At 70.4% G+C, this 14873-nt stretch carries 9 protein-coding genes; all 9 read right to left on the bottom strand.

What is annotated here, in order from left to right; translation table 11 throughout:
• Positions 1–33 precede the first annotated feature (33 nt).
• The 9 genes from AC07FN_RS06460 to metH all read right to left on the bottom strand — a co-directional run bounded on the left by AC07FN_RS06460 (position 34) and on the right by metH (position 14872).
• Positions 34–1557, bottom strand: a complete 1524-nt coding sequence (locus AC07FN_RS06460) for a class I adenylate-forming enzyme family protein (RefSeq protein WP_478394686.1) — start codon at positions 1555–1557, stop codon at positions 34–36.
• A gap of 254 nt (positions 1558–1811) precedes the next feature.
• Positions 1812–3212, bottom strand: coding sequence for an FAD-binding oxidoreductase (locus AC07FN_RS06455; RefSeq protein ID WP_478394685.1), 1401 nt, complete (start codon positions 3210–3212; stop codon positions 1812–1814).
• Between the two features lie 70 nt (positions 3213–3282).
• Positions 3283–4083 carry an MBL fold metallo-hydrolase gene (locus AC07FN_RS06450; protein WP_478394684.1) on the bottom strand — a complete coding sequence of 267 codons (801 nt, stop codon included), beginning with the start codon at positions 4081–4083 and terminating at the stop codon, positions 3283–3285.
• Between the two features lie 245 nt (positions 4084–4328).
• Positions 4329–5309, bottom strand: a complete 981-nt coding sequence (locus AC07FN_RS06445) for a phosphatidylinositol-specific phospholipase C (RefSeq protein ID WP_478394683.1) — start codon at positions 5307–5309, stop codon at positions 4329–4331.
• 72 nt (positions 5310–5381) lie between these two features.
• On the bottom strand, positions 5382–6839 hold the full coding sequence (locus AC07FN_RS06440; RefSeq protein ID WP_478394682.1) for a carboxylesterase/lipase family protein: 1458 nt from the start codon (positions 6837–6839) through the stop codon (positions 5382–5384).
• Positions 6840–6883: 44 nt separating this feature from the next.
• On the bottom strand, positions 6884–8206 hold the full coding sequence (locus AC07FN_RS06435; protein ID WP_478394681.1) for a wax ester/triacylglycerol synthase family O-acyltransferase: 1323 nt from the start codon (positions 8204–8206) through the stop codon (positions 6884–6886).
• A 674-nt stretch (positions 8207–8880) separates the two neighbouring features.
• Positions 8881–9774, bottom strand: a complete 894-nt coding sequence (locus AC07FN_RS06430; RefSeq protein WP_452613998.1) for a methylenetetrahydrofolate reductase — start codon at positions 9772–9774, stop codon at positions 8881–8883.
• 31 nt (positions 9775–9805) lie between these two features.
• A complete protein-coding gene (ahcY, locus tag AC07FN_RS06425) occupies positions 9806–11266 on the bottom strand; it encodes an adenosylhomocysteinase (RefSeq protein WP_478394680.1) in 1461 nt (486 codons plus the stop codon).
• Positions 11267–11305: 39 nt separating this feature from the next.
• Positions 11306–14872, bottom strand: a complete 3567-nt coding sequence (gene metH / locus AC07FN_RS06420; RefSeq protein WP_478394679.1) for a methionine synthase — start codon at positions 14870–14872, stop codon at positions 11306–11308.
• Position 14873 lies beyond the last annotated feature (1 nt).

Below are 14873 nucleotides of genomic sequence, written 5' to 3'. Positions count from 1 at the left end.
CTGCGCGGCGGTTTCTCGTGAAAACGGCCCGGACTACGGCTGTTCGAGGTCTGCGCGGAGGACGTGCTTGAGGGCCTTCCCCGTGGGGTTCCGGGGAATCGCCTCCCGGATGACCAGCTCGCGCGGGAGCTTGTAGGAGCTCAGCCGCTCGGCGCCGAAGGCCCGCAGGGCTTGCAGGGTCGGCGGCCGTCCCGGCGCCGGCTTCACCACCGCCACCACCGCCTCGCCCAGGTCCTCGTGCTTGCGGGAGACCACCGCGATCTCGGCGACCGCAGGGTGCGCGGCGAGCGCGTTCTCCACCTCGACGGAGTAGACGTTGCGGCCGCCGGAGATGATCACGTCCTTGAGCCGGTCTACCAGCGTGATGTAGCCGTCCGCGTCGACCCGGGCGACGTCGCCGGTGTGCAGCCAGCCGTCGCGCAGGGCCTCCGCGGTCGCGCCGGGATTGCGCCAGTAGCCCTTCATGACCGTCTCGCCGCGGATGATCAGTTCTCCGGTGCCGCCGGGCTCGACCTCGTCCCCGGCCGGGTCGACGACGCGGGCCTCGGTGTTGGGTGCGGCGCGGCGACCGCTGGCGTCCGGGCGGGACCGGACCTCCTCCGCCGTGCAGTAGATGCCGCCCGGCCCCGCCTCGGTCTGGCCGCAGGCCTGGATCAGCTCGACGTCCGGCAGCGCCTCGAACACGGCCTCGACCGCCGAGGCCGGCATGGGTGCCGCGCCGAAAAGGCCCACGCGCCAGGCGGACAGGTCGCGCCTCGCGAGGTCCGGGCTGCTCAGCAGGCGCTGGTACATCGTGGGCACGCCGTTGAAGACGCTGATCCGGTGCTGCTCCACCGCATCGAGCACCGCGGCGGGTTCGAATCGCGGCAGCACGACGTGCGTGGCACCGACCATGGTGCCGCCGTTGAGCATCAGCGCCAGCTCCACGCCGTGGTACATGGGCGCGACGTGCAGGATCCGGTCCCCCTCGCGCAAGCCCAGCATGAGACCGGTGGTGACGCCCACCCACATCGTGCGGTGGTGGTCGAACAGCGCGCCCTTGGGGCGACCGGTGGTCCCCGAGGTGTAGAGGATCAGCGCATCGTCGGATTCGCCGACCTCCACCGCCGGCGGGGTGTCGGGGTGGGATTCCGCCATCTCGAACAGGTCCGGGTGGCCCGCGACGGGGCCCAGCGCGATCGGCGCGCCGACCAGCGACGGCCGTTCGCCCAGCTTCGCGGCGACCTCCTCCGCTGCCGAGCCGAACAACAGCAGCGCGGCCCCGGAATCCGCCAGCACGTGCTCGACCTCCGGCGCCGCCGAAGCCGGTTTGACCGGCACCACCAGCGCCCCGAGCCGCAGCGCGGCGTAGCAGGCGATGACGAATCCGTCGCTGTTGCCGGACATCAGCGCGACGCGATCACCCTTGCCGAGCCCGGCGCCCGCGAGCGCGTGCGCGGCCCGGTTCACGGCGCGGTCGAGCTCACCGTAGGTGAAGCAGCGCTCGCCGAAGATCAACGCGACGCGATCCGGGCAGCGTCGAGCGCTCGTCGCGAGCGCCCCAGCGATGGTTGCCATCGACCCTCCCGCAGGCTGATTCGCCGAGAAGGCTAGCCATCTCGCGCCGCCGCCATCGGGAACGAGCGCACGCGAACCCGTTCGGAGTAGCAATCCGCGATGGGAGCGGTTGGCGTTTCCGCGCGAAACCAGTGCTTCCTGGTGCCGAGACACCGATCCGCGCAGCCGTCAAGCGCGGCGGGCCCCGCTGTTCCCGCAGCAATGGGGAAACGGGCCTAGCGCGGGTGTTCTCCGGCGTGCTCGCGCGCGGGCTCTCAGCTGTCCGGGTCGCCGAAGACCTTGCCTGGGTTGAAGATCCCGGCCGGATCGAGGGCGTTCTTGACCGCGTGGTGCATGCCGATCACCGCCGGGCTGAGCTCCGCGTGCAGGCCCTTGCGCTTGAGCAGGCCCACGCCGTGCTCGCCGGTCACCGTGCCGCCCATCGCGATGGCGTCGGCGACGATGTCGTCGAAGGCCCGCTGCGCGCGCAGCCGCGACGCGTCGTCACCGGGCGGCGTGATGATCAGCGGGTGCAGGTTGCCGTCGCCGGCGTGCGCGATGTTGGCGATCTGCGTGTCGTGCCGCTGCGCCGCCGCCTCGATGCGGCCCAGCATCTCCGGCACCTTCGCCCGCGGCACGCAGACGTCCTCGGTCAGCACCGGACCGAGGCGCTCCAGCGCCGGATACGCCAGCCGGCGCGCGGCGAACAACGCGTCCGCCTCGTGCTCGTCGGTGGAGCGGGCGCTCCAGGTCGCGCCGGCCTCGTCGAAGCAGCGCAGCAGCCCGTCGACCTCCTGCTCCCCCGCCGCGCCCGGAGTATCGGAACGGCCGAGCAGCAGCACGTTCGCCTCGGCGCTGAGGCCCATGTTCTTCCACTCGTCGACGGCCTTCAGGCAGTGCTGGTCGAGCAGTTCCAGCGCCGACGGCACGATCCCGGCCGCGGCGACCGCGGCCACCGCTTCGCCCGCCGCCACGAGGGAATCGAAGTACCCGACCACGGTGCGCTCGGGCGCTCGCAAGCCGGGCAGCAGCTTGACGGTGATCTCGGTGATCACGCCGAGCGTGCCTTCCGAGCCGACGAACAGCCCGCACAGGTCGTAGCCGGCGACGCCCTTGGCGGTGCGCCGCCCCAGCCGCACCACCTCGCCGTTGCCGACGACGGCTTCCAGGCCCAGCACGTAATCGCGGGTCACGCCGTACTTCACGCAGCACACGCCGCCCGCGTTGGTGGCGACGTTGCCGCCGATGGTCGACCACGGCGAGCTGGCCGGGTCCGGCGGGTACCAGGCGCCCTGCTCGCGGCAGGCTGCGCGCAGATCGTCGTTGACCACGCCGGGCTGCACCACGGCGAGCTGCTCCCGCGGGTTGATCTCCAGGATCTCGTTCATGCCCTCGAAGGAGATCAGCACGCATCCGTCGATGGCGTTCGCACCGCCCGACAGGCCGGTCCCGGCGCCTCGCGGCACCACCGGAACCCCCAGCTCAGCGCAGATCCGCACCGCGGCGACGACATCATCGGTGCTGGTCGCGCGCACCACCACCAGCGGTTCGCCGTGCGGGGCCCACTCGGCCTCGTCGTGGGCGAAGCGGGCGACGGAATCGGGGTCGGTCAGCAGCACCGGCTCGGGCAGTTCCGCGCGCAGCGCCGCGAGCGCCTTCTCCGCCGTGCCTGACATGCCGTCCTCCGTCCGCCGCGATACTTACTCACGTTAACCAACGCGGCCGCCGACGCTCGCGGCGAGGTCGTCAGCGTGCCAGGGCGTCCCGGGTGAACTTCTCGGGGAAGGGCGAGCGCTCCACCGCCTGCGCCGCGGTGAGCTCCCCCGCCGCCACCGCCCGGCACAGCTCGGCCACGGTCGCCAGCTCGGCGCGCTGGCGCCGCACGAACTCCCGGTCCACCGGCTCGCCGTGCCCGGGCAGCACCACCGGCGCGTCCAGCGCGAGGATGCCGTCCAGCGCGGCGGGCCACCCCTGCGGATACGCGTCACCGAACTGCGGCGGCGCGCCCTGCTCGACCAGATCGCCCGCGAACACGACACCCGCATCCGGCACGTGCACGACCACGTCGTGGTCGGAGTGCGCCGGCCCGAAGTGGAGCAGCGCCACATCGCGCCCGCCGAGGTCGAGCACCTGCCGGTCGCCGACCAGGTTGTCGGGCAACGCGATCCGCACCGCCTCGATGCGATCGGCGACCTCGTTCTCGCCCCGCTCGCGGTAGTTCCGAGCCCACTTCTCGCGCTGATCCGCCCCCGTGGCCACGAGCTCGGCGCGGCACCGGTCGTGCGCCCAGACCTGGCACGGCAGGAACGCCTCGGTGCCGAAGCTGTGGTCGAAGTGCGCGTGCGTCAGGACCACCGACCAGGGCAGCGGCGTGATCTCGCGGACCGCCGCGGCGAGCTCGGCCCCCTGCCCGGCGTCGCCGCCGGTGTCGATGACGAGGCAGCGCTCGCCGCCCACGACGAGGCCGACCGAGAGGTCCAGCTCCTCGTACCGACGAACCAGCACGCCATCGGCGACGTCGATCCAGCGTCCCAACTTCCCACTCACCTCGTACTCACCACGGTTCCCACGAACAGGGGCCGGAAGCGCCTCCGCTGCCCCGAGAAGACCATCCGCCGCGATTCTCCCCCGCAGGCCGACCGGTGTCCCCCAAGGCCGGTGAACCCGGGCGTGCCCCGGTTTCGCCTGAAACCGGAAACCCCAGAACCGCACCTCACCGAGGAGCTTCAGCGCCGGGACGTGGTTCGCCGGCGGTTCCCGGTTTCCCCTGGACTCCGGGCGGGCCCGTCCGGTCAGCGGTTGGCCGCGATGATGGCGTTCACCAGGTCCGCTCCCGGGAAGTCCATCATGATCACCCCGGTCCTCGGCAGGTCGTTGCCGTTGAGGTGCTCCAGAGCGTAGTCGTTGACGCCGCGGAAGCCGGCCGCGCCGCAGGCCACCGCGTCCGGGAACGCCGCCGGGCTGGACCCGCTGGAGAAGTTCAGGAACATCCGGCCGGCGTCGGCGGCCGCCGTCTTGTCCAGGTGGTCGCGGACCTTGAACCACTTGTCGTCGATGTCGAACAGCGTCGGCACGTCGTAGGCGTCCTGGACGTACTCGCCCCAGGTGTCGTTGTTGAACTGGCCGAGCCCGCGCCCCTCGTAGAGCCCGCCACCCGCGCCCTGCAGGGTGGCCAGCACGATCTTGCCGCGCGCCCGCCCCAGCGTCGGCATGTCACCGCCCGCCGGGTCGAGCAGGTACTCGCCGTTGGGATCGTTCTCCCGGTACCAGTCGAGGATCTGCGCGGTGTCGAGCCGGCTGTTCTCGTCGGTGCACGAGGTCATCTCGCCGGTGCACTCGGCCTTCAGCCGCATGAGCACCGCTTCGCCGGGGTGCGCGGCCAGGAACTCGCCCGCCTCGCGCAGCACGTCGGAGAAGTTGGCGTTCTGGTAGAACGGCCCGTGGTGCAGGGTGAACCGGTCGTCGTAGCGCCGCACCCTGATGTCGATGGCCCGGATTCCAGACTGCAGCTGCACGCCCAGCGTTTCCGCGCTGTCGCCGTGGTTCTCCTGCGTCTGCGTCAAGGAACCGCCGTGCAGCGACAGGGTTTGGTGGGTGCCCGGGATCGACAGCTTCGCGAGGCTGGCGTCGTCCGGTAGGCCCGCCATCCAGTCCGGGTTCGAGGTCTCCGTGATGCTCTGGCAGTACGGCGCCGCGGCCGCGGTCCCCGGTAGGACCGCGACGGCCAGCGCCATCGTGAGAACCGCTGCCGCACGAGCCGGTCTTCCGGGCATGCGCAAGAGAATCCCGTGCCTCCCGCGGCAACGGCCGGAATGGCGGGAAATCGCCATCCCGGCCATCAGCGATCACGCCGGGAAGCGGTGCCGCCAGATCTCGCGGGACGGCTTGGCCGGGTCGGCCACCACCGTCGGCGGCACGTTCCAGATCCGGGCCGAGCGGTCGGCGGCGGTGTAGGCGGGCCAGCCGGGGTCGCCGGTGGTGGCGAAGGAGACCCACGCCCCGCGCAGCTCGCCGGAGAGCTCCTCGAAGTCCGGCGGCACCGTGCCCTCGAACCACGCCGCGGTGAGCTCGCTTTCCGAGACGCCGAAGGTGAACGGCACGTCCAGCCCGTGGCAGGCGCCGAGCGCACCGCCGAGCCCCGGGACGGGCCAGGAGAACTCGTACAGGTAGCTCCGCCCGCCGCCGGCGGCGTGGCCCTCGGCGAGCCACGTCGACGGCATGCGGAACAGCTGGTCGCTGAGCATCACGCTGAACAGTTCCGCGTCGTCGACGCCCGGATACCCCGCGCGGTACTCGTCGACCACCGACGGCGCCAGCCGCAGGCCCTGCGCCATCGCGGCCGGGTCCTTCGCCTCCGCCGGGAGCCCGACCGTGAACATCCTGGCCTCGTCGGTGTTGTAGCCGCTGATCAGGTCCACACCGCGGGGCGCACCGGAGCCCAGCGCCGCCCACGGCAGCTCCGACAGCACCTCCCCGTCCAGGACCACCGCGTACGCCGTCGAGTTCGTCCAGGCCGCGCGGTCGGCGTTCATCTCCTGCATCACCGGGGACTGGGCCGCGTGGATCGCCTCGGACGGCACCGAGCCCAGCGCCTCGGCGGTGGCGGGAACGTCCAGCCGGCCGGCGATCAGCTCGCCGATCTTGCGGGCCTCGTCCTCGTCGGAGTAGAGGTTGCCCAGGCTCTGCGCGATGGCGCGGTGGAAGAGGCCCTGCCCGGCCGAACCGGCGATCAGCGCCGCCACCGAGGTCGCCCCGGCCGACTCGCCGAAGATCGTCACGTTGCCGGGATCGCCGCCGAACGCCGCGATGTTCTCCCGCACCCAGCGCAACGCCGCGAGCTGATCCAGGATGCCGCGGTTGGCCGGAGCATCGGCGACCCAGCCGAAACCCTCGTAGCCCACCCGGTAGTTCACCGTCACCACGACCACGCCACCGCTCGCCAGCCGCGCCGCGTCGTACGCCGGGCTGTCGGTCGTGCCGCCCAGGAACGCGCCGCCGTGGATCCAGACCATCACCGGTAGCCCGCCGCCGAGGTCCGAGGTCCAAACGTTCAAGCTGAGGGAATCGGTGCCGTCGCCGGGATTCCACAGCGACGGCACGCCCGGCATGATCATGGGCTGCGGCACCGATGCGCTGAACGCCGAGGCGTCGCGCACGCCGTCCCAGCGCTCGGGCGCGACCGGAGCCTGGAACCGGCGCGGGCCGTCCAGCGGCGCAGCGTACGGGATCCCCTTGAACGCGCTGATCTCCCCATCGACGGTGCCGCGCACCGCTCCGTGCTCGGTCCGCACCACAAGATCCATACCCTCATATAACCAGGAAAACCGTGGCGGCGCGGGCGAATCGGTCACGACAGGTCGCCGAGTTCGGCAACAGCGAGCGGCAGCGCACCGCTGAACTTCTCCAGGTCCGGCAGCGCGGCGCGGTTGGCGTGCACGCCGACGTGCACGGTGTCGCGGTACTGCGAAACCGCGATGGCCAGCGCCTGCCCTGCCGCCAGCGGGGCCACCGGGTACAGCTCCGCCAACGCCGCCCCACCCAGGGCCGCCGGGAAGTCCGGCAGCGGCACGTTGGTGATCACGGTGTCGAACAGCAGCGCGGCGCTCTGCCCGGCCAGCGGGGCGGCCACCTGGTGCACGATCTGCGGCACCCGCCCGGCCAGCACCGGGAACGCGCCCGGCCCGCGCAGCGGACCCGCGCTCTTGTTGCGCCTCATCGCGGCCCGGATCGCCTGCAGCCTCGCCACCGGATCCGGCTCGTCCACCGGCAGATCGCACAGGTAGCCGGAGAGCCGGTTGTTGCCGCTCACGTCGTTGCCACGCCGGCGGCAGACCGGGATCAGCGCCCGCACCGGCAGCTCGCCGACCGGATGCCCGCGCGTGGCCAGCCACCGGCGGAACGCCCCGGCGAGCACCGCGAGCACCACGTCGTTGGTGGTGCCGCCGTGCTTCGCGCGGATGCGCCGCAGGTCGGCGAGGTCGATCGGGACCAGCGCCACCCGCCGCGCCGTCGAGGACGAGGCGCGCAACGGCGAATCCGGGACCGGCACCCGCATGTTGCGCACCACCGACGAGGCGATGCCCAGCGTCTCGCCGGATTTCGACAGGGTTCCGCGCACCGCCCCGATCAGCTTCCGCGGGCGCCGGAGGAGCTGCAGCGGACCGCCGACGGGGCAGGCCGGTTCCTGCTCGGCGGGCGCGAAGCCGTCCAGCAGCGCCAATCCCGTTTCGACGGCCTCGCGGCCATCGGCCAGGGCGTGGTGGAACTTCACCAGCACCGCGAACCGGTCCCCGTCCAGGCCGGTGATCAGGTGCAGTTCCCACAGCGGACGGCGCCGGTCCAGCGGATCCGCGAGGAGCTCCGCGACCAGCCCGGCCAGCTCCGCCCGCCCGCCGGGGGTGGGCAGCTGGTGGCTGTGCACGTGTTCGGACGCGTCGAATTCCGGGGCTTCCGCCCAGTGGGCCTGGCCGGGCAGCCAGGACTGGCCGATCCGCAGCCGCAGCCGCGCGATCCGCTGCGCCCGCTCCGCGAGCAGCGCCAGCAAGCGCAACCGGTCCGCCGGTTCCGGCGGCCGGAACACCGCGACCGCGCCGAGGTGCATCGGCGCGGTTTCCTGCTCCAGGCAGAGGAACGCCCAGTCCAGCGCGCTGACCTCGCTCGTCGTCATCATCGCCGCACCTCACCGCGCAATTCGAGAAGTCGTTTCCGCGAACCATTCGAACTCGGCAAATCGACCGGCCGGGTTACCGAACCGTTTCCGTTCCTGAAACAGCGGGCGGCGAATCCACTGGGCGAGCCGATCCGCAACAATTGATCTTTCGGAATTCGCGGAGAAGATTCGCCCTCAAACGGCTCGGGACCGCGACCCGAACACACCGGCGACAACGGCACTGACCTGCTTCTCCCCCGTCCCGCGGACAGCACTGGACGAACCCCCATCCCGGCGTTCGCGACCCCCGCCCCGGGACACCGCTTACAGCGCACCATTGCACTTCTGTCCGAATTGGACTGATCGATTTCCGGTCCCGGCCGAATCCGGCCGAGCGGACCGCGAATGCGTCAACTCAAGCGAAGCGCGGGACCGGATCAAAAAGGAAGCCACCGGGTCCGGCGCCCCCGGCACCGCCGTTGATCGCTCCGCTGCGTGCCGAGTGCCCGCCGCCGGTCACCCGAATGCGGGCACGAAGACCGCGCGCGACGGCCCGCCGATGGGCTTCGATGACACCGCGCACCGGTCGGCCCGGATGCGCGTCCCGGGGCCGTGACCGACCTCACCCGGAATCCCACCCCGACGAGCAGAAGCCCGCCGCCCCGGAGGGACGGCGGGCTTCGACGGCTCGGGCGTCAGGCGGCTTTCAGCACGCCGTCGGCCAGTCCGAGGTTGGCCACCACCTCGCGAGTGGCCTTGGCCCGGTTGAGGCTGTAGAAGTGCAGCGCCGGCACGCCTTCGGCGATCAGCTTCTCGCACAGCCGGGTGGTGATCTCCAGCCCGGCCGCCCGGAAGCCGGCCGCATCGTCGCGCAGCGGGTCCAGCACCGCCGACACCTCGTCCGGGATCGTCATGTTGCTCAGCTGCGTGGTCATGCCCAGCACCCGCGGCGTGGTGATCGGCATGACCCCCGGCAGCAGCGGCTGGTCGCAGCCGTGCTGCGCCAGCCGGTCCCGCAGCCGCAGGAAGTACTCCGGCTCCAGGAACATCTGCGCCACCGAGAAGTCCGCCCCGGCCCGCAGCTTGTTGACCATGTGCCGGGTGTCGGACTCCAGGTCCACCGAGCGCGGGTGCAGGTGCGGGAACGCCGCGACACCCACGCTGAAGTCACCGCACTCGCGCACCAGCCGCACGAGCTCGTCGGCGTAGGTGATGCCCTCCGGGTGCGGGGTCCACTCGCCCATCGGGTCGCCCGGCGGGTCGCCGCGGATCGCCAGCACGTTGGTGATGCCCTCGGCCGCGTACGAGCCGATGACGTGCCGCAGTTCGGCGATCGAGTGGTTCACGCCGGTCAGGTGCGCCACCGGCACCAGGGTGGTGTCGCTGGCGATCCGGCCGGTGGTGCGCACGGTGCGGTCCCGGCTGGATCCGCCGGCACCGTAGGTCACCGACACGTACGCGGGGTCCAGCGGCTCCAGCTCCCGGATGGCCCGCCACAGCTGGCGTTCCTCCTCGTCGGTCTTCGCGGGGAAGAACTCCACCGAGAACACCGTCTTGCCGGGGCGCAGCCGGTCTATGACCCGAGTCATGGCCTGGTCTCCTCCTCAGCCGAGAAATCGATCAGTAGCGGTAGTGGTCCGGCTTGTACGGGCCGTTGACGTCGACGCCGATGTAGGCGGCCTGCTCCTTGGTCAGCTTGGTCAGCTTCACGCCCAGCGCGTCCAGGTGCAGGCGCGCGACCTTCTCGTCCAGGTGCTTCGGCAGGACGTAGACCTGCTTCTCGTACTCGCCCGGCTTGGTGAACAGCTCGATCTGCGCGATCGTCTGGTTGGTGAACGAGTTCGACATCACGAAGCTCGGGTGACCGGTGGCGTTGCCCAGGTTCAGCAGACGACCCTCGGACAGCACGATGATCGAGTGCCCGTCCCCGAAGACGTACTCGTGGACCTGGGGCTTGATCTCCTGCTTGCGGATCCCCGGCACCTTCTCCAGGCCCGCCATGTCGATCTCGTTGTCGAAGTGACCGATGTTGCCCACGATCGCCTGGTGCTTCATCCGCGTCATGTGCTCGGCGGTGATGATGTTGAAGTTGCCGGTGGTGGTGACGAAGATGTCCGCGGTCTCCACGACGTCTTCCAGGGTGGTGACCTGGTAGCCGTCCATCACCGCCTGCAGCGCGCAGATCGGGTCGACCTCGGTGACGATCACCCGGGCGCCCTGGCCGCGCAGCGATTCCGCCGAGCCCTTGCCGACGTCGCCGTAGCCGCAGACGACCGCGACCTTGCCGCCGATGAGCACGTCCGTGGCCCGGTTGATGCCGTCGACCAGGGAGTGGCGGCAGCCGTACTTGTTGTCGAACTTCGACTTGGTGACCGAGTCGTTGACGTTGATCGCGGGGAACAGCAGGTCCCCGGTCTTCGCCAGCTCGTACAGGCGGTGCACGCCGGTGGTGGTCTCCTCGGTGACGCCCTTGATCTCACCGGCGATCTTGGTGAACCGCTGGCCGTCCCGGGCGATGCTGGCGCGCAGGGTCTCCAGGATGACCTTGTACTCCTCCGGGTCGTCCTCGGTCGGCTGCGGCACCGCGCCCGCGGCCTCGAACTCGACACCCTTGTGGACCAGCAACGTGGCGTCGCCACCGTCGTCGAGGATCATGTTCGGACCCTGGCCGTCACCGAACTGGAACAGCTGGTCGGTGCACCACCAGTACTCCTCCAGCGACTCGCCCTTCCACGCGAACACCGGCACACCCTCGGGCTTTTCCACGGTGCCGTTCGGGCCGACGACGACCGCCGCCGCAGCCTCGTCCTGCGTCGAGAAGATGTTGCACGACACCCACCGGACCTCGGCACCCAACGCGACCAAGGTCTCGATCAGCACCGCCGTCTGCACCGTCATGTGCAACGAACCCGCAACCCGCGCACCCTTCAACGGCTGCGAATCCGCGTACTCCTCGCGAGTCGCCATCAGGCCCGGCATCTCGTGCTCGGCCAACCGGATCTGATGCCGACCAGCCTCGGCCAACGACAAATCCCGGACAGCGAACTCCAGGCCGCCGACCTTCTGCAACTTGACGCTCATGGTTTCCTTTCTCGATTTCCCATGCGGTTGCGGGGTGGATCAGGTGTTGAAGTACTTCGCCTCGGGGTGGTGGGCGATGATCGCGTCGGTGGACTGCTCGGGGTGCAGCTGGAACTCCTCCGAGAGCACCACGCCGATGCGCTCGGCCTCCAGCAGGTCGACGATCTTGGCCCGGTCCTCGATGTCCGGGCAGGCGCCGTAGCCGAAGGAGTAGCGCGCGCCGCGGTAGCCGAGCTTGAAGAACTCCTGCACGTCGGCCGGGTCCTCCTCGGCCACCGAACCGCCGGCGGCCCACAGGAGCTCCCGCCGGACGCGGCGGTGCCAGTACTCGGCCAGCGCCTCGGTGAGCTGCACGCCCATGCCGTGCACCTCCAGGTAGTCCCGGTAGGCGTTCTTGGCGAACAGCTCGTTGGCGTAGTCGGCGATCGGCTGGCCCATGGTGACCAGCTGCACCGGCAGCACGTCCACCTGGCCGGTCCGCTCGGCCTGCTCGCGCGTCCGGAAGAAGTCCGCCAGGCACAGCCGCCGGTCGCGCTTCTGCCGCGGGAAGAAGAACCGGTGCCGCTCCTGGGCGTCCGGCTCATCCTTGTCCAGCACCACGAGGTGGTTTCCCTCGGTCACGCAAGGGAAGTAGCCGTAGACGACGGCGGCGTGCTGCAGGATGCCCGCGGTCGACAGCTCGTCGATCCAGTGGCGCAGCCGCGGCCGGCCCTCGGACTCGACGAGTTCCTCGTAGGACGGCCCCTCGCCCTTCTTCGCGCCGCGCAGGCCCCACTGGCCGAAGAACGTGGCCCGCTCGTCCAGCAGCGCCAGGTAGTCGGCGACCGCGACGCCCTTGACCACCTTCGAGCCCCAGAACGGCGGCGTCGGCACCGGCGCTTCGGCGTCCACATCGGACCGCGTGGTGTCGGTGTACTCCGGCTCGGGTCCCTGCTCCGCTTTGCGCTTCTCGGCGATGCGCATCGACCGCTCGCGGCGGGCCTTGCGCTCGGCCTTCTTCTCCTGCTCGGCCGCGTCTTCGGCAGGCGCGTCACCGCGCTTGACGGACATGATGCGGTCCATCAGGTGCAGGCCCTCGAAGGCGTCCTTCGCATAGCGCACATCGCCCTGGTAGACGTCGTCCAGGTCGTTCTCCACATAGGACCTGGTGAGCGCCGCGCCACCCAGCATCACCGGGTACTTCCCGGACATTCCCCTGGAGTTGAGCTCCTCCAGGTTCTCCTTCATGATCACGGTCGACTTCACCAGCAGCCCGGACATGCCGATGGCGTCGACCTCGTGCTCCTCGGCGGCGTCCAGGATGGCGTTGATCGGCTGCTTGATGCCGATGTTGACCACGTCGTAGCCGTTGTTGGACACGATGATGTCGACGAGGTTCTTGCCGATGTCGTGCACATCGCCCTTGACGGTGGCCAGCAGCAGCTTGCCCTTGCCGCCGGAGTCGTCCTTCTCCATGTGCGGTTCGAGGCAGGCGACGGCGGCCTTCATGACCTCGGCGGACTGCAGCACGAACGGCAGCTGCATCTGCCCGGAGCCGAACAGCTCGCCGACGACCTTCATGCCGGCCAGCAGGTTCTCGTTGACGATGTCGAGCGGCTTCTTCTCCTTCATCGCCTCGTCGAGGTCCGCCTCCAGGCCGTTGCGCTCGCCATCGATGATCCGCCGCTCCAGCCGCTCGAACAGCGGCAGCTTGGCCAGCTCCTCGGCCCGCGAAGCGCTGCTGGACTTCGCGGTCTTGCCTTCGAAGAGCTCCATCAGCTTCTGCAGCGGGTCGTAGCCCTCGCGGCGCCGGTCGTAGACCAGGTCGAGCGCGACCTCCCGCTGCTCGTCCTGGATCTTGTTCATCGGCAGGATCTTCGAAGCGTTCAGGATCGCGGTGTCCAGGCCGGCTTCCCGGCATTCGTTGAGGAACACCGAGTTCAGCACCTGACGTGCCGCCGGGTTGAGCCCGAACGAGACGTTGGACAGGCCGAGCGTGGTCTGGACGTCCGGATGGCGCTTCTTGAGCTCCCGGATCGCGTTGATCGTCTCGATGGCGTCCTTGCGGACCTCTTCCTGACCGGTGGTGATCGGGAAGACCAGGCAGTCGATGATGATCGCGGACTTCTCCAGACCCCAGTTGGTGGTCATGTCCTCGATCAGCCGTTCGGCGACCCGCAGCTTCCACTCGGCAGTGCGCGCCTGGCCTTCCTCGTCGATGCAGGTCACCACCACGGTGGCACCGTGCTCGACGACGAGCTTCATCACGCGCTCGTACCGCGAGCCCGGCTCGTGACCGTCCTCGTAGTTCACCGAGTTGACCGCGCACCGGCCGCCCAGGTGATCCAGCCCGGCCTCGATCACGTCCGGCTCCGTGGAGTCCACCATGATCGGCAGGGTCGAGGAGGTGGCCAGGCGCGACGCCAGCTCCCGCATGTCGACCGTGCCATCGCGGCCGACGTAGTCCACGCACAGGTCCAGCATGTGGGCGCCTTCGCGCGTCTGGGACTTGGCGATCTCCACGCAGTCGTCGTAACGGCCTTCCAGCATCGCCTCGCGGAACGCCTTGGAACCGTTGGTGTTCGTGCGCTCGCCGATGTTGAGGATCGACGCGTCCTGTTCGAACGGCACCGCCTGGTACATCGACGAGATCGACGGGATGTACTCCGGCTCGCGCACCTTCGGCGCCAGCGAGCCGACCGCCTCGGCCACGGCGCGCACGTGGTCGGTGGTGGTGCCGCAGCAGCCGCCGACCAGCCGGGCGCCGAAGTCGTTGACGAACCCGACCAGCGCCTCGGCCAGCTCGTCGGGCTGCAGCGGGTACACCGCGCCGTTGGGGCCGAGCTGGGGCAGGCCGGCGTTGGGCATCACCGAGATCGGGATCCGGGAGTTCTGCGCCAGCACCCGCAGGTGCTCGCTCATCTCCGCCGGGCCGGTCGCGCAGTTCATCCCGATCAGGTCGATGCCCAGCGGCTCCAGCGCGGTCAGCGCCGCACCGATCTCCGAGCCGACCAGCATCGTGCCGGTGGTCTCCACCGTGACCTGCGCGATGATCGGCAGCCACCGGCCGGTCTGGGCCATCGCCCGCTTCGCCGCCACGATCGCGGCCTTGGTCTGCAACAGGTCCTGGGAGGTCTCCACCAGCACCACGTCGATGCCGCCGTCGAGCATGCCCAGCACCTGCTCGACGTAGGCGTCGCGCAGCACGGGGTAAGGCGCGTGGCCCAGCGTCGGCAGCTTCGTGCCCGGGCCGACCGAACCGAGCACGAACCGCGGCCGCTCCGGCGTCGAGTACTCGTCGGCGGCCTCGCGGGCCAGCGCCGAGCCCGTCTCCGCCAGCTCCCGGATCCGCTCGGGGATGTCGTACTCGCCGAGGTTCGCCAGGTTCGCGCCGAAGGTGTTGGTCTCGATCGCGTCCGAGCCCGCCTCCAGGTAGCCCCGGTAGATCGAGGACACCACGTCGGGCCGCGTGACGTTCAGGATCTCGTTGCAGCCCTCCAGGTTGGCGAAGTCGTCCAACGTCAGGTCGAACGCCTGCAGCGCGGTACCCATGCCGCCATCGGCGACGAGGACCCGCTCGCCGAGGGCGCTCAGGAACCCGCTCGGATCGTTCTGCCGGTCTGCCATC

Source organism: Saccharopolyspora sp. NPDC045941, from assembly GCF_056431445.1.
This window is presented reverse-complemented; position numbering and strand designations above follow the sequence as displayed.

Excerpts from the sequence above, each read along its gene's own strand:
- AC07FN_RS06460 (WP_478394686.1), bottom strand. The coding sequence starts at position 1,557 with ATGGCAACCATCGCTGGGGCGCTCGCGACGAGCGCTCGACGCTGCCCG.
- AC07FN_RS06455 (WP_478394685.1), bottom strand. The coding sequence starts at position 3,212 with ATGTCAGGCACGGCGGAGAAGGCGCTCGCGGCGCTGCGCGCGGAACTG.
- AC07FN_RS06445 (WP_478394683.1), bottom strand. The coding sequence starts at position 5,309 with ATGCCCGGAAGACCGGCTCGTGCGGCAGCGGTTCTCACGATGGCGCTG.
- AC07FN_RS06440 (WP_478394682.1), bottom strand. The coding sequence starts at position 6,839 with ATGGATCTTGTGGTGCGGACCGAGCACGGAGCGGTGCGCGGCACCGTC.
- AC07FN_RS06435 (WP_478394681.1), bottom strand. The coding sequence starts at position 8,206 with ATGATGACGACGAGCGAGGTCAGCGCGCTGGACTGGGCGTTCCTCTGC.
- AC07FN_RS06430 (WP_452613998.1), bottom strand. The coding sequence starts at position 9,774 with ATGACTCGGGTCATAGACCGGCTGCGCCCCGGCAAGACGGTGTTCTCG.
- ahcY (WP_478394680.1), bottom strand. The coding sequence starts at position 11,266 with ATGAGCGTCAAGTTGCAGAAGGTCGGCGGCCTGGAGTTCGCTGTCCGG.
- metH (WP_478394679.1), bottom strand. The coding sequence starts at position 14,872 with ATGGCAGACCGGCAGAACGATCCGAGCGGGTTCCTGAGCGCCCTCGGC.